Below are 24,051 nucleotides of genomic sequence, written 5' to 3'. Positions count from 1 at the left end.
CGCTCAGTCGCTCAGTCGCTCACAATCAACGTATCCGCACCCCGGACATGGGCCTTACCGGATTCCAGCAGCGGCCCAAGGACTGTCCGCAGGGCCGTCATGGACTCATCGACTTCAAGCAACACTGGGTGCTGATAGGCAATGAGCGCCAGCAGGTCCCGGACGGCAAACGCAGCGTCCTCGGCCGACAGGCTGGGATCGTGCCCAAGGAAGACGTCCGACGGTTCGTCGGTGCCGCCCTGCGCATAGCTGATGGCAAAAGCCTGGATCTTTCCCTTGCGGCTCGCCGGAACACCATCGCCGAAGGCGCTGGCTTTGGGTGCCCGCAGCACAATGGCACCATGGGCGCCGGTGAGATCGTGCAGGAACAGACGCTGGACAGTGGCGATGCTGAGCTCCCCCGGGCTGTCCCAGTGGTGGACGTGGGAGTAGTACTTACCAACAACGTCGCTGAGCTCAACCGAGCCGGTCGCAAGATCCTCCACTCGCTCCGATGCTGCTTCCTCGGAACCGTCCCCGAAACGCGGCAGCGTCAGAGGCTCAGGATCCACCACCACCAGCTGGGAGCGCTGGATCGGTGCCAGCCCGGCGGCAGCGGCGAACGCCGCACCTGCAGTGTCCGGTTCAACTTTGCTGCGGAGCTTGGAAACGCCCGACGGCGAGTTCCCGGCTTCGCGGCGAAGCATCGTCAGGAGGGTGGCCCCAACGCCGCTGCGGCGGTGGTCCTTGGCAACCTCGATGTAGGCCCAGAGCCGTTCCGGGTGCAGCGAGGCCTCGTGGACCACGCCGGCGGCAACGGGAATCCGCACCCCGTCGACTACGTCCTCGGCCACGATGCACCGGCGCCACGGTTGGTTGCTCGATGGTGCAAGGGCAGCACGGAACTGTTCTGCGGGGAGGGTCTCAGGACCACCCCAGATTTCCAGAAGGGCGAGGTCGTCGCCTTCCTTCCATTCGCGGTATTCCAAGGCCATGGCTAAGCGCCGATCAAACGCGCGGCCAGGTAGCCCTCAACCTTGTCCAGGGAAACGCGTTCCTGGCTCATGGTGTCGCGCTCACGGATGGTCACGGCCTGGTCTTCGAGGGTGTCGAAGTCCACGGTGATGCAGAACGGCGTACCGATTTCGTCCTGGCGACGGTAGCGACGGCCGATGGCACCGGCGTCGTCGAAGTCGATATTCCAGTTCTTGCGCAGCTGGGCGCCCAGCGCCTTGGCCTTCGGGGACAGGTCCTCGTTGCGGCTCAGCGGCAGGACGGCAGCCTTGACCGGTGCCAGGCGCGGATCCAGCTTCAGTACCGTGCGGACGTCGACGCCGCCCTTGGCGTTGGGTGCCTCGTCCTCGGTATAGGCGTCGATCAGGAACGCCATGAAGGAGCGGGTCAGGCCGGCGGCGGGCTCGATGACGTACGGCGTGTAGCGCTCGTTGGTGGCCTGGTTGAAGTAGCTCAGGTCCGTGCCGGAGGCCTTGGCGTGGGTGGAGAGGTCGAAGTCCGTGCGGTTGGCGATGCCCTCGAGCTCGCCCCACTCGGAACCCTGGAAGCCGAAGCGGTACTCGATGTCCGTGGTGCCCTTCGAGTAGTGGCTGAGCTTCTCCAAGGGGTGCTCAAAGAAGCGCAGGTTCTCTTCGCGGATACCCAGGCCCGTGTACCAGGACATGCGTTCCTTCATCCAGTACTGGTGCCACTCTTCATCCGTGCCGGGCTCGACGAAGAACTCCATCTCCATCTGCTCGAACTCGCGGGTGCGGAAAATGAAGTTGCCCGGCGTGATTTCGTTGCGGAAGGACTTGCCGATCTGGCCGATGCCGAACGGCGGCTTCTTGCGCGAGGTGGTGAGCACGTTGTTGAAGTTCACAAAGATGCCTTGTGCCGTTTCCGGGCGCAGGTAGTGCATGCCTTCGTCGCTGGCCACGGGGCCAAGGAAGGTCTTCAAGAGGCCGGAGAATTCCTGGGGTTCGGTCCACTGACCACGCGTACCGCAGTTGGCGCAGACGATGTCCGCCAGGCCGTTCTCTGCCGGGCGGCCCTTCTTTTCCTCATACTCTTCTTCGAGGTGGTCCGCGCGGTAGCGCTTGTGGCAGGAGAGGCACTCAACCAGGGGATCGGAGAAGACCTCCACGTGGCCGGACGCTTCCCATACCTGGCGGGGCAGGATAACGGAAGAATCCAGGCCCACTACGTCCTCGCGGCCGCGGACCATGCTCTGCCACCACTGGCGCTTGATGTTTTCCTTCAGCTCTGCGCCGAGGGGGCCGTAATCCCAGGCAGAACGGGAGCCACCATAGATTTCACCGGCCTGGAAGACAAAGCCCCTCCGCTTGGAGAGGGAAATGACCTGGTCAAGGACGGATTTTGCTGCCATGGGTGACTCCATTTGTTCTACAGGGCCGCTGGGTGCGGTCCGCGGTGGTTTGACCCCGGATTCCGGACGAGGTTGTCCGGCGGGGTTTGGGGGAAATTTACTGACTCCTACCCTACCGGCCTTTCGCCGCACCTCTCCGTGCGAAAGCTCCCTTGGGCCAGGGCAAGGTGGCGACGATGATCGCGGCGAGGGTGAGGACCGTACCCAGCACCGTGGGCAAGGCGACCACCGCGCCGGGACTGGGGATCACGACGTCGAGCACCAGAGACCCGACCAACTGCCCGGCAATCATGCCCAAGCCGGTGATCAGCACGCCCAGGCTGCGGACCAGCAGGGCCGCCAGCCCGATAAAGACGCAACCCATGGGGCCACCGAGGTAGTACCACCACTCAGCCGGAAGCGGATTACCCGGTCCCGCGACGGCGAGCTTGATCAGCCACGCCATCCAGAGAATGGTGGAACCGGCAACGAAGTTGACCAGGGTCGCCGCCACGGGCGTGCCGTAATGAACCGTGGCGGTGCCGTTCATGGCTTGCTGGAAGCTCATCAGGAAGCCTGCAGCCAAGGGAAGAAGGACGGGCAGCACCAGCGAGGCGAGGTCGGCGTCTCCGCCGAAGCGCGGCGAGACAGCCCAAGCGACGGCGGCGACGGTCAGGACGCTGCCGAGGACCCGCACCCCTGTGATGGCGCGGCGCCCACCCGGCCCGATGCCCATGCGGTCAACGAGCAAACCGCTCAGCGTCTGCCCTGTCACGGCTGCCACGGTGAACAGCGCGACTCCGAGCAGTGCCACCGTGAAAGACTGCGCGAAGACGAACAATGCACCGATCGCACCGGCCATGACGTAGAAGCGGGGAAAGCTGCGGTTCCGCACGGCGGGGATGATGCGTTGGAGACCGGCTCTTCCTTTGGGCGTCGCCAAGGATATCGCGCTGATCAGCAGCAGGCCTGTGGTGAAGCTCACCACAGCTGCGGCGATGCCGTCGTCGAGTTTGGCGCCGAGCGCCCCGTTGATCCTTCCCTGCAGCGGAATGACCAGGCCCGTTGCTACTGCAATGGGCAGGCCAACGGCCAACGGAAGGGCTGAACGGGGAGAAGGCTGCGGCACCGTCTCAACACTACTTCAGGCATCATTGCTGTATGAGCAACCCCGAAATTGAAGAGATCCCCATCCGTGACGACATGATCCGCCTTGGCCAACTGCTCAAGCTCGCCAGCTTGGTGGAGGACGGCGTAGAGGCCACGGAGCTCATCAAGAACGGCCTGGTGAAGGTCAACGGCGAGATCGATGAACGGCGCGGCCGCCAACTCCACGCCGGTGACACCGTGACCGTCAACGGTCAGACAGTGCGGATCACCACCGCCTGAAACAACGCCCCTTAGGGGGCGAGGACCTTGTGGGTGAGGAACTCCCCTACGTGCCCGATTTCCTGCTGGTTGATGCCGTGCCACATGCCCGTGTAGAGGACCTTGGTAAGGTCCACATGCTTGCGGACCCAGCCCATGGTGTATTCGATCTTGTCCGGCGTAATGACAGGATCCTGCTGGTCACGGCCCCAGAACATCGGCACCGATCCGTCCAGCTCGTCGTCCTTGAACGCGGCGTCGCCACCGGCGTCGATCACGAAGCCTGAAAGCCCGACGACGGCCGCGAAGTCCGCGGGACGGTACCGGAGCATGGTGGTCGCCATGGCCATGCCCATGGAGAAGCCAAGAAGCGTAACCGAGGAATGGTTGACCTTTACCGTGTCCAGCCATTCCAGGGCGTATTCGGCGGCAAGCTTCACGGCGTCCAGGGAGTAGTCGATGGACGCAGTGAGCGGGAACCACGTAAAACCCGGGCCCATGGGCATCGGTGCACGCAGCGATGCCACGACGAACCCCTCGGGGAGGAGCCCGGCCAGGCTGAAGAGATCGTCCTCGTTGGATCCGTAGCCGTGCAGCAGGACCAGGAGGGGCTTGCCGGCGCGTTCGGCTTCCTCGTGGGACCAGAGGACAACAGGTGCTGGAAAAGCGGGGGCTTCAGTCATGCCTCCATTCTTGCAGTTACCCGTAAGTAACAACCTACGGTGGCGTAGGTCGGCCCTCTGGGGGCAGGATATGAGCGTGAGTGAGAACAATCATTTAGTGAAACCGGGCGAACCCGCCCAAAAGCACCCGTGGAGCCGTTACGTGGCGTTGGGTGATTCGTTCACGGAAGGCATCGGCGATCCCGAACCTGCCAATCCCGGCGGTTACCGCGGCTGGGCGGACCGTGTCGCCGAAGAGCTGGGACGCGGACACGAGGACTTCGCCTACGCCAACCTCGCCATCCGGGGCCGGTTGCTGCAGCAGATCGTCGACGAGCAAGTCGGCCCCTGCCTGGAACTGCAACCGGACCTCGTCTCCATTTCCGCCGGAGGAAACGACCTCATCCGCCCCGGCGGTGATCCCGACCTTCTGGCCGAGAAACTCGACGCCGCCGTCGGCGAATTGGGCTCGGGTGGGGCCACGGTGGTCCTCTTCAACGGTCCGGATACTGCGTCCTCGGTCCTTGGCCGCATCCGGGGCAAAGTTGCCATCTACAACGAGAACCTGCGAACGGTCGCAGCCCGCCATGACGCCATCATTGCCGACATGTGGTCCTTGCGGCAGCTCGCTGACACCCAGATGTGGGATGCCGACCGCCTGCATTTCTCCCCCCTGGGCCACCACACCATCGCCATGATGGTCCTGGAGGCATTGAACGTCCAGCACACCCTGGAGCCGCTGGTACCCAAGGCCCTTCCTCCCCGGACATGGCGGGAAGCCCGCTCATCGGACCTGGTCTGGGCACGGGAATACTTCGTACCTTGGGTTATCCGGAGGCTCCGTCACCAATCGTCCGGCGACGGCATCACGCCAAAGCGTCCGACGCCGGGACCGGTCTTTGGTGCCGCCGGTACCGTGATGCCGCGGAGCTAGCCGGGAGCGATGGGCCGGTGAACCAGCATGGCGAGTGATGACTCTCCCCGTACAGCGGGGGTCCGGCAGTTGCGTCTCCGACGGCAACAGTTACGTCCTCCCCTGGGTGCAGCTCCAGGGGATGTGGTGCGCAATCTCCTGGCCGTCCAGTCGCAGGAATTCGCCTATGCCCGTTGGACCGTGGCGCAGCGGACGCCCTCGAGCACTGCAGCTGCAGTAGAACAGGCCGTTGCCGACGGAACCATCCTGCGGACGCACATCCTGCGCCCCACATGGCATTTTGTGCACAGGGATGACTTGGGCTGGTTGATGGCGTTGTCCGCTGACCGGCTGCATCAAGGCAACAAGGGCATGTACAAGCGGACCGGGGTGGACGGGGAAACTGCCGCCCACAGTGGGAGGATTCTTGCAGCAGCCGTGGCGGATGGTGCCCACAAGACCCGCGAGGAGTTGGCTGATGTTCTGGGCCAGGCCGGCTTTCCCGGCAAGGGGCTGGGTTTCATCTACCACCTCATGCACGCCGAAATCAGCGGCATTCTGGTGAGCGGCGCTCCGGTTCGTTCGGCTGGAGGAGCCCTGAAGCAGACCTACGCTTTGTTCTCCGAACGCGTCACCGCTCCTTTTTCCGGGCCGCTCAGCGGAGCGGACCGGGAACACGCCCTGGGGCAGATGGCCCTGCGGTATTTCAGCAGTCGCGGACCGGCTACCGTGAAGGACTGTTCGGCGTGGTCCGGGCTGACCATGAAAGACGTCACGTTGGGACTCAACGTCGCCGCGGAATTATCACCGGGAACGTTGGCCCGGGTCTCCTTCGATGACCTGGACTTTTACGGCGCCTCGGCTGACGTAGAAGCCCTGGAGGCTCCTGCCGGTCCAGCGGCCGGTTCCGTGCTCCCCCGCGTCGACCTCATCCAATGCTTCGACGAATACGTGATGGGGTACTCGCAATCCCGCCACTACCTGGGCGGCACCGCACCGTACTTGCCTGAGGACAACGGCCCCATGCATGTAGTCCTCGTGGACGGCAGGCTGGCCGGATGGTGGCGGCACAGCTTCGCAGGGGGCATGTGCGGGCTCGAAGTCCGGATGGACAAGCCGACAACCAAGGAAGAGCAGATGGCCCTGGAAGCCGAAGCGGAACGCTACGGGATTTTCCTGGGCATGGAGGCCAAGCTGCTGTGATGGGCACAGGGCTAAGCTGGGGTTAAGACCTAGGAGGCCTGCACTGTGAACAATCTGATCTTCTGGATCATCGTCTGCTCGTGGCTGATTCCCATGGGAATCCGCATGTACAACCGGTCCAAGGCCCGCCGCCTGCAGAACGGGAATTTTCGTGGTCAGGATTATCCGCAACAGGGTTTCCCACCACAAAATTACCCGCCGCAGGACTACCCGCAACAGAATTACCCGGGCTACCCGCCAGGGCCGGCAGTCATCCGCCCTGCAGACGAGGCTCCGCAGGTCGCGCCGCCGTCGAACGCCTCCTACCCAAGCGGTTCCTACCCAAGCGATTCCTACCGGGCCGGACAGCCCGCTCCCGCGCCGTTTCCCACTGCCGGTTCCGAGCCCCAGGGCTACCGCGCCCGCAAGCTGGCTGAACTGGATGCGAAGTTCACCAATGGCCAGATCGCCATGGAGGACTACATGAAACAACGCGGGGAGATCATGAACGGCTAGGCACGTCCACAAACAGGCAACTCTACGAACAGGCTCCTCACGGTCAGGCGAAGAACGCCCCGCGAAGCTGCTCCGACAATTGGCCGATTTCCGTGAGGAAGCCATCGTGGCCGATCGGCGCCTGGATGGTGTGGACCGGAACATTCCCCGGCAGTGCTGCCGCCAGTTCCTTGGACTGGGCCGGGAAGTACAGCCTGTCCGTGTCCACAGCAGCAACAAAGAACTCGGCGGTGGCACGCGAAAGTGCTTCCTGCAGTGTGCCCCGTCCCCGCCTGATGTCGTGGGACATCAACGCTTCGGTGATGGCGATATAGCTGTTGGCATCGAACCGCCGCACAAGCTTTGTCCCCTGGTGGTCCAGGTAGCTTTCCACCTGGTAGCGACCACGCTCCCCCAGGACTGCTGCGGAGAGCGGCGTTTCCTGATGTTGGGCTTCCCTGCCGAAGCGGAGATCCAGTTCCAGGGCGGAACGGTACGTGATGTGCGCAATCCGGCGGGCCAGGGCAAGTCCGTGTTCCGGAGCCGGACCGCCGTAGTAGTCCCCATTGTTGAAGTGCGGGTCCTGCCGGATGGCCAGGGTTTGGGCCTGCGCAAAGGCAATCTGCTCGGCGGTGCTGTAGGCTCCCACCGAAATGACGGCGCAGCGGTTGACCCTCTCCGGGAACGTGACAGCCCATTCGAGGGCCCTGGCCCCACCCATCGAGCCGCCCAGGACCGCGTGCCAGGATTCAATCCCCAAGAGGTCCGCCAAACGGGCCTCAGCAACCGTGCTGTCGCGAAGAGTGACCAGGGGGAACCGGGAACCCCACGGCTTGCCGTCCGGCGCATCGGAGGACGGGCCGGTGCTGCCATAGCAGCCGCCCACGATATTGATGGAGACAACGAAGAACCTGTTGGTGTCGATGGTGGCGCCCGGACCCACCAACTGCTCCCACCACCCTTCCTCGTCCGTGGCTCCGCGGGCAACGTGGGTGCTGCCCGTCAGCGCATGCTGGATGAGCACGGCATTGGACGCGTCGGCGTTGAGTCGTCCCCAGGTTTCGTACGCCAACACGACGTTGGGGAGGTGACCGCCGGCTTCGAGCGCCAGCGGCCCTATGCCCGCGTACTTGACGGTTCCGTCTTCTTCTCCGGATTTGGGAAGTGCTGTAGCAGTGATGGTCATTCCTTTGACACCTAACTTCGCGCTTGCCCGTCGCCTTGCGTGCGAACAGGCCAGGTCTTCACCCGGGGCACCCCACCGCGGAAGGAGGGTTGCCGGCCAGCAAGCCGGGGCTATCTGCTGGCACTCATGACCTAATACGTAGAGTCTAGGAAAGACACCACCGTTATGGCGAAGAATGTGACACCAGTGTGACGTTCAAGGGCAGCTTCATTCACGAAAGAGCACTCCGGGGTGCCGTCCGGCGAATAATCGTCGATGTGGACGGCACCCCGGGTCCGTCAGCCGGGTGCGTCAGCTGCAGGCGTGGACTGCCCGTTCAGGCGCCCTTGGCCGCGCGGAAGCCGGCTTCGAGGTCGGCAATGATGTCATCGATGTGCTCAATGCCCACGGACAAGCGGACTAGGCCCGGGTTGACGCCGGCGGCTACCTGCTGCTCGACCGTCAGCTGGCTGTGCGTGGTCGACGCCGGGTGGATGACCAGGGAGCGGACGTCACCGATGTTGGCGACGTGGGAGTGCAGCTCCAAACCGTCCACGAAGCGCTTGCCGGCCTCTACGCCACCCTTGATGTTGAAGGCCACGATGGCTCCCGTGCCCTGGGGTCCGTACTTGCGGCCCCGCTCGTACCAGGGGCTGGACGGCAGGCCCGCATAGGCGACCGATTCGACGTCGTCATGCGCTTCCAGCCACTCGGCCACCTTGGTGGCGTTGGCGACGTGGCGCTCCACCCGCAGGCTCAAGGTTTCCAGGCCCTGGGCAATGAGGAACGCGTTGAACGGCGACACGGCCGAGCCGAGGTCGCGAAGGAGCTGGACACGGGCCTTCAGGATGTAGGAAAGGTTGGCTCCGAGCGCTCCGTCCTTGCCCAGGTCGCGGGCGTAAACCAAGCCGTTGTAACTGGGGTCCGGGGTGTTGAAGCCGGGGAACCGCTCCGGGTCCTTGCCGAAGTCGAAGTTGCCCGAGTCCACGATCACGCCTGCGATCGCCGAACCGTGTCCGCCGAGGTACTTGGTTGCGGAGTGGACCACAATGTCCGCGCCCCACTCGATGGGCCGGATGAGGAACGGCGTGGAGAGGGTGTTGTCGACGATGAGAGGCACGCCTGCCTCGTGCGCGACACCGGCGACGCCTTCGATATCCAGCACGTCCTGGCGTGGGTTCGAGACGACTTCACCAAAGAACAGCTTGGTGTTCGACTGGACGGCCGCACGCCACTGCTCGAGGTTGTCCGGGTCCTCGACGAAAGTCACGGAGATGCCGAACTTCTTCAGCGTGTGGGCCAGCAGGTTGTACGTGCCGCCGTAGAGGCTGGGGCTCGCGACGACGTGGTCGCCGGCCTCGGCGATGTTCAGGATGGCAAAGGTCTCGGCTGCCTGGCCCGAACTGAGCAGCAGTGCACCCAGACCGCCTTCGAGGCTCGCGACGCGCTGTTCCACGGCGTCCTGCGTGGGGTTGCCTATCCGGGTGTAGATCGGAGCCAGTTCGGCCAGGGCAAAACGGTTGGCCGCGCTTTCAGCACTCGGGAAAACGAACGACGTTGTCTGGTAGATCGGCAGGGAACGCGCGCCCGTGGCGGCATCCGGCTCTTGGCCTGCGTGGATCTGGCGGGTTTCGAAAGACCATCCTTGGCACATGGAATTCTCCTGTTCGTGGCGCGTGTGGTCGGCGGAATAGCTGCGGGAAGGAAGCTGCGGCCAGTCTAGGAAGTGTCCGGGTCCTTGGACAGCTTTGTGACGCCAGCAGAATATATGGGCTCTTTTGCGACCTTCCATGACGCCCGTCGCGAGATCCCACCTTAGTTAGGGTTGGCTTAGCTGAGACACCGATCACAAAGTGCCAAGATGAAGCCATGCGCATGGATCACGTCTCTTACGCCTGTGAACGAGATGGCCTCTTGGCCACTACCGAACGAATTTCCGCGGCTCTGGGAGTGGACGCAGTCCGGGGCGGAGTGCACCCGCGCTTCGGCACCCGGAACATGATCATTCCCCTTGCGGATAACAAGTACCTGGAAGTCGTGGAGGTCCTGGACCACCCTGCTTCCGACAAAGCACCCTTCGGCCAAGCTGTCCGTGCACGCTCAGCCGCCGGCGGCGGTTGGATGGGCTGGTGCGTGGCAGTTGACGACCTCGCCCCGTTTGAGGAACGCCTCGGTCGCGCAGCAGTCCCGGGCAACCGCAAGTTCCCTGACGGCCGCGAACTGGTGTGGCAGCAGATCGGCATCCTCGGCTTGATCGCCGATCCCCAGGTGCCGTACCTGCTCAAGTGGGAGGGCGACCCCTCACTTCACCCGTCCAAGGTGTACGAGAGCGATGTGAAGATGTCCAGCCTCACGATCGCGGGCTCCGCCGAACGCGTGACCGAATGGCTGGGCGAGCCAGTGGAGAAGCCTCTCGAGGACGTCGCGGTCCAGTGGATAGCACCACGCGGCACGCCGGGCATCATGGCCGTCACTTTCGAAACCGCCTCCGGAGCCGTCACCATCTGACCGTTCCCCTGATCCGGGCTGGTCCCGGCCCTGGACACCGCTGTCCAAACAATGCTTCGGCCGCCATCAGCGGGTGCCAATGACGTCACCCACCGATGGCGGCCGGATACTTTTAACGGCTGCAACGGCTTTCACGGCTGCTCAGCCCAGGCCCACCGCTTTGCCGAACAGGCTGAATCCAACGAACGCCACAATGTCCAGCAGGGCATGGGCAATCACCAAGGGCATCACCCTCTTGGTCTTGGTGTAGATCCACCCAAAGACCAGGCCCATCACCACATTGCCGATGAACGGGCCAAAGCCCTGGTAGAGGTGGTAACTCCCGCGAAGGAGGGCGCTGACGACGATGCCCGCCGGAACGCTCCAGCCGAACTTGCCGAAGCGGTCCAGGAGATACCCCACCACAATCACTTCTTCCACAATGGCGTGTCGCACGGCGGAGAGAATCAGCACGGGAACCGTCCACCAGTAGGCATCCAGGCCGCTGGGCACAATGGCAGTGGTGATTCCCAGCGCCCGGCCGGCCGCGTAGAGGCCAAGGGACGGTATGCCGATAAGCGCCGCGAGGCCCAGGCCCTGAAGCAGATCCTTGCCGGGGCGGACCAAGTTGAAGCCGAGCCGGGCGAACGCCGAACCTTCACCGTCCCTGGTGGCCTGGACGTGCGTGGACAGGAAGTAGAACACCAGCGCCACGGGCACCAGGGCGAACAGGATATCCAGAAGCTGGTACGTGAGATCGAAATATTCGCGGGTGCTCTGGGACCTGTTCAGCGTGGACGTTGCATCAGCCAGCGGCGCCCGCGTCATCTTGTCGAGCAGTTGCACCACGGAGTAGACAGCCGACTGGCCCAGGGACAAGCCCAGGACAATGAGCACTTCGGCGCGCAGCCGGCGACGGGAAGCAAGGAACATGTACCTATCTTGCCCGCAGTTCCTGCCTCTTTGCCGGGAACCGCCGCCCTATGCTTGGTGGGATGGGTGCCCCAGAGAGAATATTCATGATCCGGCACGGACAGTCCGCCGCGAACGCCGACACGTCCATCTACAACCGCGTGCCGGATTATCGGATTCCGCTGACGGACCAGGGCGTCGAGGAGGCGCGGTTGGCCGGCGAGGACCTGCGGCGCAAACTCGACGGGCAGCAGGTCTGCGTCTATGTTTCCCCCTATTTGCGCGCCTACCAGACGCTGGAAGCCCTCAACCTGGGGTCCCTGATTGAGCGTGTCATCGAGGAGCCGCGGCTCCGTGAGCAGGACTGGGCCAATTTCCAGATCGCCGGGGACATTGAGGACCAGAAGGAACTCAGGAACCTCTACGGCCACTTCTTCTACCGCTTCCGCGAAGGCGAATCAGGCTCGGACGTCTACGACCGGGTGTCGTCCTTCATGGAGACGCTTTACCGGCACTGGCAGAAGCCCACGTACGCACCGAACACCCTGTTGGTGACGCACGGGCTGACGATGCGGCTGTTCTGCATGCGCTGGTTCCACTGGACGGTGGAGTACTTTGAGTCGCTCAACAATCCGGGCAACGCTGAGCTGCGCACGCTGGTCAAGAACGACGACGACCAGTACAGCCTGGATCTGCCGTTCAGCCAGTGGGTGCCCAGGGATGTGGACGATTCGGTGCTCCACGCCCCGCGGATGCGGTTCTAGGGGTCCCCGTCAGCCTGCCGGTGCGACGATGACTTCCGTGCCGTTGGCTTCGAACGCCGCTTTGTCGTCGGGGCTGATCCCGGAATCGGTGATGAGGTGCCTGAAGTCGTAGCCGGCCATGGCGGCAAAAGAGCGTCGGCGCACCTTTGAGGAATCGGCTACCACGTAGGATTCCGTGGCTCGGCGTGCCATCACGGTGTTCACCATGGCTTCGCCCTCGTCAGTGATGGTGGGGCCGAGGTCCGGGTCCACGCCGTTGACGCCAATGAAGGCGATGTCCAAGGCGACCTTTTGCATGATCACGTCCGTGTACGGTCCCACCAGCTCATAGGACCGCGGGTTCAGGATGCCGCCGGTGACCATGATCTTGATGTTGGGGCGCACCGCCAGTTGGGAGGCGATGTTGATTGCATTGGTCACCACGGTAAGCGTGGGCCTGTTCGACGGTGCGTTGAGGTCTTCGCGGGTGGACAGGACCTGGGCCAGGGCGGTGTTGGTGGTTCCGCCGCTCAGCCCTATGACCGCTCCGGGACGGATCAGCGCGGAGGCCGCGAGCGCAATTTCCTGCTTGGCCTCGGCGTGGTCGTCACGGTTGTATCGTCCGGGAAGGTCGTATGCCACCGATCCCGTCGTGGCGCCTCCCCTGGTGCGGCTCAGCAGCCGCTGCTTGGCGAGGCTGTCCAGATCCCTGCGGGCCGTGGCAGGTGACACGCCTAGACGCGTCACGATGTCCTCGACTTCCACGTGGCCGGATTCGGCCAGGAGATCGAGGATGGCGGTCAGCCGATCGGTGCGGGTCATGACAAGCCTTTCGCGGTTTCCGGCTATTTCGCTTTGGCGAACAGCGTCAGCATACGTGCCGACTCCAGCACCAGGGCCTCCCGGCCGGCCTTGATGTACTTCCGGGAATCCACCACTGCGGGGTTGGCAGCGAGGTACTCACGGACGGCGCGGGTGAAGAACCCGTTCAAATGTGTGGATACGTTGATCTTAGTCATACCAGCGCCGATAGCGGATACGAGCATCTCATCTGTGACACCGGATGAGCCATGAAGAACCAGTGGTTTTCCAACGGCGGACTTCAGGCGGGTGATCAGGTGCAGGTCCAGCGCTGCGCTGCGCTCCGTCATGGCGTGGGACGAACCGACGGCCACAGCGAGTGCGTCCACTTCCGTGGCCTCAACGAAATCCCGGGCCTCGGACGGGTCGGTCCTGACACCCGGTGCGTGGGCTCCGTCCTTGCCTCCAACTTTTCCGAGCTCGGCCTCAACGTACACACCGCGCTCGTGCGCGTATTTGGCGACGCGGCGCGTGACCTCAACGTTCCACTCATAAGGCAAGTGGGCGCCGTCGTACATCACGGAACCGAACCCGAGGTCGACGGCGGCGAGCGCCAGGTCTTCGGACTCGGCGTGGTCGAGGTGGAGGGCCACCGGCACGGAGGCCGAACGCGCGATCGCAAGCGCTGCGGACGCGATGGGTTCCAGGCCGCCGTGGTACTTGGCGCAGTTCTCGGAGATTTGGAGAATCAGCGGAACGCCGGCGGCCTCGGCACCTCCCACCAGGCCCTCCGCAGTTTCAATGTGGATGACATTGAACGCGCCTTGGCCGGTGCCGGCGGCAGCTGCCTTGTCCATCAGTTCCCGCGTGTTGACCAGGGTCACCGGGTCTCCTTCCATGTCACGATCAGTTGGTCCTGCAGTTCCTGGTACCGCGGCGAGATCTCGCCTGCTGCCGGCATGAGCACGGCTGCTGCGGACCAGGCGGTGGCACGGCGAAGAATCTCGCGCGGCTCGGTGATGCCTTCGGCGAGCGCGACGGCGGCAGCCGCCACACCGGCGTCGCCCGCCCCTGTGGGGTTGCCGCTGAGCGACTCAGGCAAGCGCGCACTCCAATAACCGCCGGGGGCGGCGTGGTCGAAGGCGAGCATGCCGTCCGCTCCGGCGCTCACCAGCACAGTGCGGGCGCCCATGTCGATCAAAGAGAGGGCCGCTGCCTGGAGGCTGGACTCCCCCGTGGCTTCGGCGAGTTCATGGTGGTTCGGTTTGAGGATGTCCGCGCCGGCCTTGGCTGCGGCGATGATCCCGGGACCGGAGGTATCGATGATGGCGGGAATGCCGGCGTCGTGAGCCAGACGGACCAGCTCCGGGTAGAAGTCAGCGGGAGCGCCGGGAGGCAGGCTGCCGGAACCGACCAGCACGGAGGCGGGGAGGTTGGGGTTTCCGGTGACGGCTTCAGCGACGGCGGTCCGCAACGAGCGCCACTCATCGGGAAGCAGCGCCTGGCCTTCCTCGTTGAAGATGGACGTTTCGCCGCCCACGGTATCCACCAGGGCAATGCTGCGGCGCGTCTCGGCGGCGACCCCTACCAGGATGTGCGGCACTCCGCTGGTCCAGAGCTCGGCCGCCAGGGTCTGGCCCGCGGCACCGCCTGTGGGCGCTATGGCCAGCACCGGGTATCCGAGTTGGTGCGTCACACGGGCAACGTTGATGCCTTTGCCCCCGGCACGGCTGATGGGAGTGGGAACGCGGTGGCTGGCGCCTTCAGTGATGCCGTGGACGGTATACGTCATGTCGATGGCAGGGTTCGGCGTGACTGTGATGATGCGGTTCACGTTGGCTCGCTTCATTGTCCGGCTCCCAGCAGCTTGCGTGCGTTGTGGGCGGCACCGAGCAGGCCTGCGTCCTGACCCAGCTGGGCACGGATCAGATGGGGGCGGCGTTGGAAATCCAGGGTCTGGTCAACCCGGGCGCGCAGGGGCTGCAGGAGGTCCTCACCGGCCTCGGCGAGGCCTCCACCGATCACCACCGCTTCGGTGCCGATGATGTTGACGCATTGGCAGATGGTGAAGGCGAGCGCGTCCATCGCCTCTGCCCATACGCGTTCCGCCAGGGCGTCGCCGGACTTTGCCCTGAGCAGCACGCTGCGGGCGCCGTTGACCTTGTTTCCAGATTTCAGGTGGTAGCGCTTTGCGATGGCCCCGGCTGAACCGACGGCTTCCAGGATGGTGGCTGCGGTGCCGCCGGGACCGGCGTCGGGATCCGGAACCTGCGCGTGGCCGAGTTCTCCGGCGAAACCCCCGGCAGTCACGGCTTTGCCTCCGGAGAAGACTGCGGCCGCGATGCCGGTGCCCACCACCATGACGACAACGTCGCTGAACTCCCTGGAGCCTCCAAGCGCGTGCTCAACGGCAGCGGCGGAGCGGACGTCGTGGTCGAAGGCCACCGGAATCCCGAGACGCCTTTCGGCTTCGGCCGTGAAGGGAAAGTTCCGCCATCCGAGGTTGGCCGAGTAAACGCCCACCCCTGCCACCGAGTCGACAATGCCGGGGACGATGATTCCGGCGGCTTTGGCAGGGGTGCCCGGGAACTCGGCAGCCAGCTCGGCGGCGAGCTCTGCCAGCCGCTCAACGACGGCTTCGCCAGGACGTGCCGGGTCCAGTGGCGTGGGGACGCGGCGCATACCCAGCACCACGCCCTTGGCATCCACCAAACCGGCTTTGATGTCGGTCCCGCCAACATCGAAGGACAGCACCGGTGATTCTGCGGCTCCGAGAACCATGACGTGTACCTAGGCGGAGGCGTCGAGAATGACCGAGCGGGTCAGGTTGCGCGGCAGGTCCGGGTTCAAGCCACGGACCCGTGCACGCTCGAGGGTGACCTTATGGACCCGGGCGAGCTCGGCCAGGGGGTGCTTGTCCGTGTGGAGGTAGAGGGCGCCGGTGGCGGCCATGTCCTGGTCCAGTCCTTCGGGCTGGGTGCCGAACAACCAGGTAACCCGGCCGGGAGCGGCGATGGAGATCGGACCGTGGCGGTATTCCATGGCCGGGTAGGACTCGGTCCAGCCTTGGACGGCTTCGCGCATCTTGAGGCCGGCCTCGTGGGCCAGTCCTACCGTCCATCCCGTGCCGAGGAAAGTGAATTGCTCGGCGTCCAGGAGCTCCTGCGGGACCGGAGCGGAGACGGCGTCGCGTGCATCGGCGATGGCCGGCTGCACGTCGATGTCGAGGCTGGTCAGCATGTACACCAGCGCGGTGGTGGCGAAACGGGTCTGCACCACGGAGCGCTCGTCGGCATACTGGAGGCCGATCACGGTGTCGGCCAGTTCGATGATGGGCGAGGTGGTGTCTCCGATGATCGCGACGGTGGGGACGATGCCCTTCAGCGCGGCGAGGATCTCCAGCACTTCGGTGGTGGTGCCGGAGCGCGTGATGGCCACGACGGCGTCGTACTGACGGTCCGCACTGTTGCTGTTAAGGAAAGCCTCGGAGGCCGCAAAGGCGTCCGTGACCCCTTTGCCTGCGGATTCGCGGGCAGCTGCGTAGCTTTGGGCCATGAACCATGACGTGCCGCAGCCAATGACGGCGATGCGTTTTCCATCTGCGGGAAGCAGGTCTTCACTGCGGGCCTGCTCAACGGCGCGCTGCCATACGACAGGCTGGGAAACCAGCTCTTCCTCCATGAAGGCACCCAGTATGTTCTCGCTCATCGTGTGTTTCGCTCCCGCTCAAGTAATGACGTTTTTTGATCTATAGAAACACTAAACGATCATTTTCGATCTCACAAGGATCATCTACTGGAGAAGACTGCTCATTTGCCGCTCATGACGGAAGAGGTCCCGCCCACGTCGCAATCATGTTCTTGCGTGTGCTTTTAAGTTAACTACCTGTTAACTCTTGTCATGTTCTTGTTCGTGCAGCAGGCTTGGATGAGTCCGCAAGAAAGTGATTATTACTCACTCGGAATAATCAATAAGGAGCATCATGCCCCGCTTATCATCCCCCAGACGCCTCGCCTCGTTGAGTTTGGCCTGTGTCGTCGCCTCATCCTCGCTGGGCTTGATGGCAATCCAGCCCGCCACCGCAAGCCCCCTGGTCCTGCCTGCCGAGCTCGTCAGCGCCGCTGAAGCCGCCACCATCACCTCCGGCAGCCTCGCCGTGGACATCGCCACCACCTTCCCCCAAGTCCTCGGCTACACCGACACCGCCACCAAGGCCCGCCTCGACGGCACCCCGGCCCGGTTGAACACCATCACCCTCAACGGAGTGGAGTTCAATGTCAGCGGAACGTCCACGGCCTCCGGAAAGGATGCCCGGGATTACGTCCTCACCGTGCCCGATTTCGGCAACACCGTGATCAAGGCGCGGCTCTCCGTCAAGAAGAATGTGGTGTCCTTCAACGTCACGGAAATCAAGGACTCCGCGGACCACCTCGTGAAGACCCTTCAACTCCCCCGGCTAAACCTGGTCACTGTAGGTTCCACCCAGGCCGGGGCCCAGGTCTCCACAGCCAATCTGTCCGTCGACCGAAGCGTCAGCGGAGACGAATTCACGCCCGTTACTGCAGCTACGCCCCTGGATACTGCACCCAAAAGCTCCGCGTACGCGCTGGCCAACACCGCCGCGCTGGGTGCCGCCGTCGAATCAAACGCCCTCTACGACACTTCCTCCGGCCCGGGAGCGAAAGACAAGGGACGCTTCTGGCGCCAGGCCGTCAGCGACGGCGCCGGCGGGGTGGCCATGGGCATCGCCAGCGGCCAGTGGCTGTACCGTGCCGATGGTTCCACCACCACGGAGGAACTTCCCTGGACCCGGGTTGCCATCACCACCGATGCGAATGCCGATGGCGGCGTGGATTGGCAGGATGCGGCCATCGCCATGAGATCCATCCAGGTGTCCGCCAACAAGGGCGAACAGACCCCCGACAACGTGGTCACCCACATCCCCTTCAACTTCGCCTCACAAGCAACCCACCCGTTCCTCCGCACTCTGGACGATGTCAAACGCATCTCCCTGGCAACGGACGGACTGGGCCAGGTGGCCATGCTCAAGGGCTACACCAGCGAAGGCCACGACTCGGCCAACACCGACTACGGAAACAACTTCAACACCCGTGCAGGCGGCCTGGAGGACCTCAACACTTTGGTGAAGGAGGGCAAAGACTGGAACGCCAGCTTCGGCGTCCACATCAACGCCACAGAGATCTACCCCGAAGCGAAGTCCTTCAGCGAAGACCTGTTGCGCGCCGACAAGGGACTCGGCTGGAACTGGCTGGACCAGTCCTACTACATCAACCAGCGCCAGGACATCAACTCCGGCAAGCTCGCCCAGCGCATCAAAGAACTCCGCGAAGCCACGGACAAAAACCTGGACTTCGTGTACGTGGACGTCTACTACGAGTTCGGCTGGCTTGCCGAGAAGCTGCAGCAGGAACTGGTCAAGAACGGCTTCCGTGTCGGCTCGGAGTGGGCCGACCATCTGTCCCGCAACAACACGTGGTCCCACTGGGCCAACGATGAGAAGTACGGTGGCTCCACCAACAAAGGCGTCAACTCGCAGATCCTGCGCTTCATCAACAACACCCAATCAGACGTGTGGAACCCGGACCCCAAGCTCGGCGTGAGCCACATCGTGGAGTTCGAAGGCTGGACCGGGCAGAACGACTTCAACGCCTTCAGTGAGAACGTCTGGACAGCCAACCTCCCGGCGAAGTTCCTGCAGCACCACCAGATCACCAAATGGACACCAGACCGGATCGACCTCGCCGATGCCGTGGCCGTCACCGGAAACACCGCGGAAGAACGCAACATCACCGTCGCCGGAACCTCCGTGCTGCAAGGCGGAAGCTACCTGCTGCCGTGGTCCTCCAAGGAAAACGGCAAGGCCGACAAGCTCTACCACTACAACCCCGCCGGTGGCGCCAGCACCTGGACGCTCACCGAGGAATTCGCCAAGTCAACATCGCTGGAAATGTTCAAACTGACCGACAACGGACGCGTGAAGGTCGCTGATGTACCGGTAATCAACGGCCAGGTCACCGTCACCGCGGACCCGAAGCAGCCCTACGTCCTCACGACCAAGAACAACGCGCTCCCCAAGAAGGCGGACTTCGGCGAAGGCACAGCCTTCAACGATCCCGGTTTCAACGGCACCGACCTCTCCCCCTGGAACCCCACGGGCAACGTCACCCAGGTGCGCGACGACAAGGGCCGCCGCTTCGCCGAAATGGGGGCAACGCCGTCGTCGATCAGCCAGGACGTCAAGCTGGACGCCGGAACCCAATCAGTCAGCGCCTGGGTTGAAATCCAGCCCGGCAAGGTCCGGCCCACCACCCTCTCCGTCGAGATCAACGGCAAGACCGAAAGCACCACCATCGATTCATCCAACGCAGAAAACTACGTGGCCGGCGACGAGAAGCACGGGACCTCGTTCCAGCGCGTGCGGGTACTGGTGGACGTGCCGCGGAACAACACGAAGGCCACTGTTTCCGTCAAAGCCGCCGACGGCGACGCCACAGTCCGCGTCGACGACTTCCGGGCGGTCAAGACCGCCCGGGTGGCCACCACCGGCGTGCTCAGCGAAGACTTCGAGAACGTGGACCAAGGCTGGGGACCCTTCGTGAAGGGCAACGCCGGCGGCTCAACGGACCCCCGGACTCACATCACCGAGCGCAACGAGCCCTTCACCCAGAAGGGCTGGGACACCAATGTGATCGACGAAGTCCTGGACGGCACGTGGTCCCTGATCGCGCACGACGAAAACACCGCCCCTGACGGCGGACCGGGCATGGTGTACCGCACCACCGACGCGCGCGTTCCCTTCCAGGCCGGCCGCAAGTACAAGGTGTCCTTCGACTACCAGAACTCCAAGGCCGGGCAATACGCCTGGGTTTCCGGCTACGACTCGCAGGCGGGCCCCGCAGTGACGGGCAGCCAGGCCATCAACGCGAAAACCACCACCACGCGGTTCGAGCAGATCCTCGACACCGGCTTCTGCGGTGACTACTTCGTGGGCTTGCAGCGTACGGGCAGCGCCAACGGATCGGACTTCACGCTGGACAACTTCCTGGTGGAGGACCTCGGTGCCTCGGAAGCCGTTCCGGCGTGTGCGCAACTCACCGCCGGGCTTCAAGGCGACGTGGTCCAGCAGGGCAAGGCACAGGACTTCGTCACCACGTTTATCTCCGACGAACCGGCGCCATCAGCGACCTCGCCGTTGCGCTTGAGCTTCCCGAGGGATGGACCGCGACACCGTCCACGCCGGCCACGGCAGCAACCCTGCCCGCCGGTGGCACCCTCACCACCACCTGGAAGATCACGGCACCCGCGTCCGCGGACGGCGACTACCCCATCACGGCCAAGGCCGGTTACACCGCCGCAGCATCGGGCAACAACCCGGCAGGCGGCCGGACCATCAGCACCACCACCACTGTCCGGACACTGCCCAAACCGCCGCAGGCCACAGTGTTCGCCAGCGACCACCCATGGGTCAGCGCCACCAACGGCTGGGGCCCAGTTGAAAAGGACCAGTCCAACGGCGGAACCGGGGCCGGCGACGGCACCCCGCTGACGCTGAACGGCACCGTCTACGCGAAGGGTCTCGGCGCACACGCAAACGGCAACATCCGCTACTACCTTGGCGGCTACTGCACCGCCTTTACCGCAACAGTAGGCATTGATGACGCCCAGCCGACGCGGGGCAGCGTGAAGTTCTCCGTGGTGACTGACGGGACAACCAAGGTCACAACCCCCGTCCTGGGAGCCACCAGCGCTCCCCTGCCGCTCACCGTTGACGTCACCGGCGCCCAGTACGTGGAACTCGTAGCTGACGACGCCGGCGACTCCAACGGAAATGACCACGCGGACTGGGCCGACGCCAAGTTCACGTGCTCCTCCACGTCCCAGGAACCGCCCGCACCCGTCCTGCAAGGCACCGTGTTCGCCTCCGACCTGCCCTGGATCGGCAGCATCAACGGTTGGGGTCCAGCGGAAAGGGACCGGGCCAACGGTGAGCAGAACGCCGGTGACGGACCCGCATTGCGGCTTGACGGCGTCGTCTACCCCAAGGGAATCGGCGTCCACGCCGACTCGAAGATCAGCATCGCCACCGAAGCGAAGTGCACCGCCTTCACCGCCGTGGCGGGAGTGGACGACGCGAAGCTGAACAAGGGCCTGCACGGCTCGGTGGTCTTCATCGTGAAGGGCGACGGACGTGAACTGCTGCGGACTCCCGTTCTCAGCGCCGACTCTGCAGCACTTCCCCTCAACGTGGACATCACGGGAGTCCAGAACGTCGAACTGATCGCCGACAGGAACGGTGACGACGCCGGCGACGACTGGGGTGATTGGGCGGACGCGAAGTTCAGCTGCGCATAGTCCCTTCGCGCAGCAGTCTTTCCACGCACCAGTAAAGAAGGGCGGTGTTCCTACCGGAACACCGCCCTTCTTTACTGTTATCCCTTTGCCGTCATCTCTTTGCTGTGGCGCCTTTACTGTTGTCCTGGAACGCGCGCACGCCCGCCCGCCACACCGAGTGCGTCAACGGGACTCCCGGACGGTACGCCAGATGGGTCGCCGACGGTGCCTTCAGCATGTGCAGGTCAGCCCGGTGGCCGACGGCGAGCGAACCCACCGCCCGTTCGCCGTCGACGTCGTTCCCGGACTCCCGGCCCAACGCCAAGGCGCCGCCGTACGTCGCCGCGCGGACGGCCTCGTGGACGCTCAAGTGCATCTGGAGAACCGCTGTGGTGACGCAGAAAGCCATGGACGTGGTGTACGACGTTCCAGGGTTGCAGTTGGCCGCCAGCGCGATCTGCACGCCGGCGTCGATCAATTCACGCCCAGGCGCCAAAGGCTGGCGGGTGGAGAGATCGCAAGCCGGAAGGCAGGTGGCAACCGTGCCCCGTGCTCCCTGGCCTGTAGCGGCGTCCCAGCCGGTCCAGGCTTCCGCGAGGGCGGCGATGTCCTTGTCCGAAAGGTAGTTCACGTGGTCCACACTCGCGGCCGCGAACTCCACGGCCAGCGCCACACCCGGCCCCTCGCCGAGCTGGTTGCCGTGGACCCGCAGGCCGAGACCTGCGTTGCGGGCCGCCGTCAGGACGCGACGGGACTGGTCTTCGGTGAAAGCGCCGCGCTCGCAGAAGACGTCTGCCCAGCGGACGTGCGGGAGGACGGCGTCGAGCATGGCGCCGCAGACCAGGTCCGTGTACTCCTCAGGGTCCGAACCGGCGGGGACCAGGTGCGCGCCGAGGTACGTGACCTCGTCGACCTCGGCCGCGGCGATCCTGGCGCTGCGGGCTTCGTTGTCCACGTCCAGCCCGTAGCCCGTCTTGCTCTCCAAGTAGGTGGTCCCCTGGGAGACCGCCTCTTTGACCCGGTCCCGCACGAGGCGGCTGAGTTCGTCGTCGCTGACGCTGCGCGTAGCTCCCGTGGTCACGGCGATGCCGCCCGCGCTGTAGCTCTGCCCGGCCATGCGGGCCTCGAACTCGGCGGTGCGGTCCCCCGCGAAGACAAGATGGGAATGCGAATCGACCCAGCCAGGCAGGACGGCGCGGCCTTCGGCGTCGACTTTTTCATCGGCGGCCGGAGCGTCCTGGCGGGACCCGATCCAGGAAATCCGTTCGCCTTCAAAGACGATGGCCGCATCCGTGAGGACCCGGTGCTCCAGGTCCTGGGTCATCAGCTCGCCGATGTTGGTAATGAGTGTGCTGGCTGGTGTGGTTCCGCTCATATGCCTATTGTTCAGCGCCGGATGGACCAACGGGTGGCCGCGAGTTGCTCCGCTGTCCGGGATTCCGGACTCTCCGCCTCGACGGTGCCAAGGATGAGGGCCGCAGCCAGTTCAGCGATGGCAGAGGACGTCTGGAAACCGTAGCCGCCCTGTCCGGCCAGCCAGAAGAAGCCGGGTGCTTCGGCGTCGAATCCCACCACCGGGATGCCGTCGGCGGCCTCGGTCCGCAGGCCGGTCCAAGCGCGATCCACGGACTGGATGCCCAACGTTGTCACGCTGTTGAGCCTGGAGATGAGGCTTTCAACGTCCCCGGGCTGTGGTTTCGCGTCTTCCGGACCGCTGGGAACGTGCTCTGACGGCGAGATCAGCACTTGCTTGCCTTCAGGCCGGAAGTAGAAGGAATCATCCGCCGCGCACACCATGGGCGTTTCAAGCGTCAGCGGATTCCGGACGTTCACGATTGCGGCGGTCCGCCGGAACGGCTGAAGCCCCAGCTTCTCCACGCCGCTGATGACTGCCAGCTCATCTGCCCAGGCACCGGCCGCATTCACCACGACGCCGGACTGGAACCCTTCGGTGCCGGCGCCCACCTGCCAGCCACTCCCCAAGCGCTGGGCCGAATGGACCTTGGCACCGGTGATGATGTCCACGCCTGCGGCCTGTGCGGTGCGCCGGTGTTCGTCGAGCAGCAGTGGAGCATTACATCCGAACGAGCCGTTGTCGAGTCCTGCGGCAGTGAAGGAATCCGGGGCGAGGACAGGGCACAGGTCCATTGCCTCAGCGTGGGTGATCCGGTGCATGTTGCCACTGGCCTCGGCACTCACCGTCTCCTCATCCCCCACCAGCATGAAGCCTCGCGGAGTGAGGATCGGCTCCGTTGCCCGGGTGTCGCGGGCGGCCAGCAATTCCAAGGTCCGGAGAGTCAGCTCCTGCACCACCGGCGGCCCGTAGCTGGGGATCAGTTGACGGGCCGAGCGTGAAGAAGTGTGGAAGGCCAGCGATTGCTCAGCTTCCACCAGAGCTACTGTGCATTTGCCCGCCAATGCCGCCGCCAAGGACAGCCCGGCGATACCGCCGCCAACGATTACCACGTCATAATTCGAAGCCATGGATCCATCCTGTCAGAAGCCCGCCGAACCGCCAGCGATCCTCGCTCACATCCCACGGGCTTCCCGGGATCGCTCGCTCACTTTCTTGGGAAAAGCGATGGAGGGACGCCTTTAAACCCGAGGGATGTGAGGAAGCGACGGAATTG

Annotated in this window: 21 protein-coding genes, 2 pseudogenes and 1 riboswitch; of the genes and pseudogenes, 9 read left to right on the top strand and 14 right to left on the bottom strand. The window is 64.3% G+C overall.

Features of this window, described 5'->3' with window-relative positions; translation table 11 throughout:
• Window positions 1–11: 11 nt before the first annotated feature.
• The 3 genes from ACNAOU_RS07430 to ACNAOU_RS07420 form a co-directional block, all read right to left on the bottom strand.
• The gene (locus tag ACNAOU_RS07430) at window positions 12–974 is read right to left on the bottom strand and encodes a GNAT family N-acetyltransferase (protein WP_189075828.1); all 963 of its coding nucleotides are present in this window, start codon (window positions 972–974) and stop codon (window positions 12–14) included.
• 2 nt (window positions 975–976) lie between these two features.
• Window positions 977–2,362: a glycine--tRNA ligase gene (locus tag ACNAOU_RS07425; protein ID WP_018777456.1), complete on the bottom strand. Its 1,386-nt coding sequence runs from the start codon at window positions 2,360–2,362 to the stop codon at window positions 977–979.
• Window positions 2,363–2,474: 112 nt separating this feature from the next.
• Complete coding sequence (locus ACNAOU_RS07420; protein ID WP_039240450.1) at window positions 2,475–3,470, bottom strand: DMT family transporter; 996 nt, start codon at window positions 3,468–3,470, stop codon at window positions 2,475–2,477.
• 32 nt (window positions 3,471–3,502) lie between these two features.
• Here ACNAOU_RS07420 and ACNAOU_RS07415 point away from each other — a divergent pair, with 32 nt between their 5' ends.
• Window positions 3,503–3,730, top strand: a complete 228-nt coding sequence (locus ACNAOU_RS07415) for an RNA-binding S4 domain-containing protein (RefSeq protein WP_018777454.1) — start codon at window positions 3,503–3,505, stop codon at window positions 3,728–3,730.
• 11 nt (window positions 3,731–3,741) lie between these two features.
• Here the strand turns inward: ACNAOU_RS07415 and ACNAOU_RS07410 are convergent, their stop codons facing one another.
• Window positions 3,742–4,392 carry an alpha/beta hydrolase gene (locus ACNAOU_RS07410; protein ID WP_189075829.1) on the bottom strand — a complete coding sequence of 217 codons (651 nt, stop codon included), beginning with the start codon at window positions 4,390–4,392 and terminating at the stop codon, window positions 3,742–3,744.
• A gap of 70 nt (window positions 4,393–4,462) precedes the next feature.
• Between ACNAOU_RS07410 and ACNAOU_RS07405 the strand changes: the two genes are divergently transcribed.
• From ACNAOU_RS07405 to ACNAOU_RS07395, 3 genes are read left to right on the top strand one after another with little or no spacing between them, the layout of a single operon-like run.
• Window positions 4,463–5,305: an SGNH/GDSL hydrolase family protein gene (locus ACNAOU_RS07405; protein WP_189075830.1), complete on the top strand. Its 843-nt coding sequence runs from the start codon at window positions 4,463–4,465 to the stop codon at window positions 5,303–5,305.
• 27 nt (window positions 5,306–5,332) lie between these two features.
• The gene (locus ACNAOU_RS07400) at window positions 5,333–6,487 is read left to right on the top strand and encodes a winged helix DNA-binding domain-containing protein (RefSeq protein ID WP_039240449.1); all 1,155 of its coding nucleotides are present in this window, start codon (window positions 5,333–5,335) and stop codon (window positions 6,485–6,487) included.
• Window positions 6,488–6,532: 45 nt separating this feature from the next.
• A complete protein-coding gene (locus tag ACNAOU_RS07395) occupies window positions 6,533–6,982 on the top strand; it encodes a hypothetical protein (protein ID WP_064721838.1) in 450 nt (149 codons plus the stop codon).
• 43 nt (window positions 6,983–7,025) lie between these two features.
• Here the strand turns inward: ACNAOU_RS07395 and metX are convergent, their stop codons facing one another.
• Window positions 7,026–8,147: a homoserine O-acetyltransferase MetX gene (metX, locus tag ACNAOU_RS07390; RefSeq protein ID WP_039240446.1), complete on the bottom strand. Its 1,122-nt coding sequence runs from the start codon at window positions 8,145–8,147 to the stop codon at window positions 7,026–7,028.
• Window positions 8,148–8,161: 14 nt separating this feature from the next.
• Window positions 8,162–8,279, bottom strand: a riboswitch (SAM riboswitch).
• Window positions 8,280–8,463: 184 nt separating this feature from the next.
• Window positions 8,464–9,780 carry a bifunctional o-acetylhomoserine/o-acetylserine sulfhydrylase gene (locus ACNAOU_RS07385; RefSeq protein WP_422758366.1) on the bottom strand — a complete coding sequence of 439 codons (1,317 nt, stop codon included), beginning with the start codon at window positions 9,778–9,780 and terminating at the stop codon, window positions 8,464–8,466.
• A 215-nt stretch (window positions 9,781–9,995) separates the two neighbouring features.
• Between ACNAOU_RS07385 and ACNAOU_RS07380 the strand changes: the two genes are divergently transcribed.
• Entirely contained in the window at window positions 9,996–10,634 is a 639-nt protein-coding gene (locus tag ACNAOU_RS07380) for a VOC family protein (protein WP_018777448.1), read from the top strand.
• 141 nt (window positions 10,635–10,775) lie between these two features.
• Here the strand turns inward: ACNAOU_RS07380 and ACNAOU_RS07375 are convergent, their stop codons facing one another.
• A complete protein-coding gene (locus tag ACNAOU_RS07375) occupies window positions 10,776–11,546 on the bottom strand; it encodes a CPBP family intramembrane glutamic endopeptidase (RefSeq protein ID WP_189075831.1) in 771 nt (256 codons plus the stop codon).
• 86 nt (window positions 11,547–11,632) lie between these two features.
• Here ACNAOU_RS07375 and ACNAOU_RS07370 point away from each other — a divergent pair, with 86 nt between their 5' ends.
• Window positions 11,633–12,289 (top strand): histidine phosphatase family protein, encoded by a 657-nt coding sequence (locus ACNAOU_RS07370; RefSeq protein ID WP_227453517.1) that lies wholly within the window; start codon window positions 11,633–11,635, stop codon window positions 12,287–12,289.
• A gap of 9 nt (window positions 12,290–12,298) precedes the next feature.
• Here ACNAOU_RS07370 and ACNAOU_RS07365 read toward each other — a convergent pair whose 3' ends face one another.
• The 5 genes from ACNAOU_RS07365 to ACNAOU_RS07345 are packed head-to-tail and all read right to left on the bottom strand — an operon-like array spanning window position 12,299 to window position 16,777.
• On the bottom strand, window positions 12,299–13,090 hold the full coding sequence (locus ACNAOU_RS07365; protein ID WP_189075832.1) for a DeoR/GlpR family DNA-binding transcription regulator: 792 nt from the start codon (window positions 13,088–13,090) through the stop codon (window positions 12,299–12,301).
• 23 nt (window positions 13,091–13,113) lie between these two features.
• Window positions 13,114–13,968, bottom strand: coding sequence for a class II fructose-bisphosphate aldolase (locus ACNAOU_RS07360; protein ID WP_079581028.1), 855 nt, complete (start codon window positions 13,966–13,968; stop codon window positions 13,114–13,116).
• Window positions 13,950–14,918, bottom strand: coding sequence for a 1-phosphofructokinase family hexose kinase (locus ACNAOU_RS07355; protein WP_189075834.1), 969 nt, complete (start codon window positions 14,916–14,918; stop codon window positions 13,950–13,952). Before ACNAOU_RS07355 ends, ACNAOU_RS07360 begins: the two co-directional genes overlap by 19 nt.
• On the bottom strand, window positions 14,915–15,850 hold the full coding sequence (locus ACNAOU_RS07350) for an ROK family protein (RefSeq protein WP_018777442.1): 936 nt from the start codon (window positions 15,848–15,850) through the stop codon (window positions 14,915–14,917). Before ACNAOU_RS07350 ends, ACNAOU_RS07355 begins: the two co-directional genes overlap by 4 nt.
• Window positions 15,851–15,859: 9 nt before the next feature.
• Complete coding sequence (locus tag ACNAOU_RS07345; RefSeq protein ID WP_422758365.1) at window positions 15,860–16,777, bottom strand: SIS domain-containing protein; 918 nt, start codon at window positions 16,775–16,777, stop codon at window positions 15,860–15,862.
• Window positions 16,778–17,051: 274 nt separating this feature from the next.
• On the opposite strand from ACNAOU_RS07345, the pseudogene ACNAOU_RS07340 reads away from it, so the two are divergent.
• From ACNAOU_RS07340 to ACNAOU_RS07330, 3 genes and pseudogenes are all read left to right on the top strand, one after another.
• A pseudogene (locus ACNAOU_RS07340) lies at window positions 17,052–20,045 on the top strand (endo-alpha-N-acetylgalactosaminidase family protein); the annotation flags it as partial.
• A gap of 125 nt (window positions 20,046–20,170) precedes the next feature.
• Window positions 20,171–20,377 (top strand): annotated as a pseudogene (locus ACNAOU_RS07335) (NEW3 domain-containing protein); the annotation flags it as partial.
• Between the two features lie 153 nt (window positions 20,378–20,530).
• Window positions 20,531–21,442 carry an NPCBM/NEW2 domain-containing protein gene (locus ACNAOU_RS07330; protein ID WP_422758665.1) on the top strand — a complete coding sequence of 304 codons (912 nt, stop codon included), beginning with the start codon at window positions 20,531–20,533 and terminating at the stop codon, window positions 21,440–21,442.
• A 91-nt stretch (window positions 21,443–21,533) separates the two neighbouring features.
• Here ACNAOU_RS07330 and hutI read toward each other — a convergent pair whose 3' ends face one another.
• Entirely contained in the window at window positions 21,534–22,796 is a 1,263-nt protein-coding gene (gene hutI / locus ACNAOU_RS07325) for an imidazolonepropionase (RefSeq protein ID WP_422758364.1), read from the bottom strand.
• Window positions 22,797–22,807: 11 nt separating this feature from the next.
• Window positions 22,808–23,905: an NAD(P)/FAD-dependent oxidoreductase gene (locus ACNAOU_RS07320; RefSeq protein WP_422758363.1), complete on the bottom strand. Its 1,098-nt coding sequence runs from the start codon at window positions 23,903–23,905 to the stop codon at window positions 22,808–22,810.
• Window positions 23,906–24,051: the final 146 nt, after the last annotated feature.

The organism is Paenarthrobacter sp. C1 (genome assembly GCF_049315185.1).
Lineage (GTDB): Bacteria > Actinomycetota > Actinomycetes > Actinomycetales > Micrococcaceae > Arthrobacter > Arthrobacter nicotinovorans.
The sequence above is the reverse complement of the archived record's forward strand: the minus strand, read 5'-3'. Positions and strand labels throughout refer to the sequence as shown.

Excerpts from the sequence above, each read along its gene's own strand:
- metX (WP_039240446.1), bottom strand. The coding sequence starts at position 8,147 with ATGACCATCACTGCTACAGCACTTCCCAAATCCGGAGAAGAAGACGGA.
- ACNAOU_RS07320 (WP_422758363.1), bottom strand. The coding sequence starts at position 23,905 with ATGGCTTCGAATTATGACGTGGTAATCGTTGGCGGCGGTATCGCCGGG.
- ACNAOU_RS07410 (WP_189075829.1), bottom strand. The coding sequence starts at position 4,392 with ATGACTGAAGCCCCCGCTTTTCCAGCACCTGTTGTCCTCTGGTCCCAC.
- ACNAOU_RS07385 (WP_422758366.1), bottom strand. The coding sequence starts at position 9,780 with ATGTGCCAAGGATGGTCTTTCGAAACCCGCCAGATCCACGCAGGCCAA.
- ACNAOU_RS07380 (WP_018777448.1), top strand. The coding sequence starts at position 9,996 with ATGCGCATGGATCACGTCTCTTACGCCTGTGAACGAGATGGCCTCTTG.
- ACNAOU_RS07370 (WP_227453517.1), top strand. The coding sequence starts at position 11,633 with ATGATCCGGCACGGACAGTCCGCCGCGAACGCCGACACGTCCATCTAC.
- ACNAOU_RS07345 (WP_422758365.1), bottom strand. The coding sequence starts at position 16,777 with ATGAGCGAGAACATACTGGGTGCCTTCATGGAGGAAGAGCTGGTTTCC.
- ACNAOU_RS07360 (WP_079581028.1), bottom strand. The coding sequence starts at position 13,968 with ATGGAAGGAGACCCGGTGACCCTGGTCAACACGCGGGAACTGATGGAC.
- ACNAOU_RS07365 (WP_189075832.1), bottom strand. The coding sequence starts at position 13,090 with ATGACCCGCACCGATCGGCTGACCGCCATCCTCGATCTCCTGGCCGAA.
- ACNAOU_RS07375 (WP_189075831.1), bottom strand. The coding sequence starts at position 11,546 with ATGTTCCTTGCTTCCCGTCGCCGGCTGCGCGCCGAAGTGCTCATTGTC.
- ACNAOU_RS07400 (WP_039240449.1), top strand. The coding sequence starts at position 5,333 with ATGGCGAGTGATGACTCTCCCCGTACAGCGGGGGTCCGGCAGTTGCGT.
- hutI (WP_422758364.1), bottom strand. The coding sequence starts at position 22,796 with ATGAGCGGAACCACACCAGCCAGCACACTCATTACCAACATCGGCGAG.
- ACNAOU_RS07430 (WP_189075828.1), bottom strand. The coding sequence starts at position 974 with ATGGCCTTGGAATACCGCGAATGGAAGGAAGGCGACGACCTCGCCCTT.
- ACNAOU_RS07355 (WP_189075834.1), bottom strand. The coding sequence starts at position 14,918 with ATGAAGCGAGCCAACGTGAACCGCATCATCACAGTCACGCCGAACCCT.
- ACNAOU_RS07415 (WP_018777454.1), top strand. The coding sequence starts at position 3,503 with ATGAGCAACCCCGAAATTGAAGAGATCCCCATCCGTGACGACATGATC.
- ACNAOU_RS07425 (WP_018777456.1), bottom strand. The coding sequence starts at position 2,362 with ATGGCAGCAAAATCCGTCCTTGACCAGGTCATTTCCCTCTCCAAGCGG.
- ACNAOU_RS07405 (WP_189075830.1), top strand. The coding sequence starts at position 4,463 with ATGAGCGTGAGTGAGAACAATCATTTAGTGAAACCGGGCGAACCCGCC.
- ACNAOU_RS07350 (WP_018777442.1), bottom strand. The coding sequence starts at position 15,850 with ATGGTTCTCGGAGCCGCAGAATCACCGGTGCTGTCCTTCGATGTTGGC.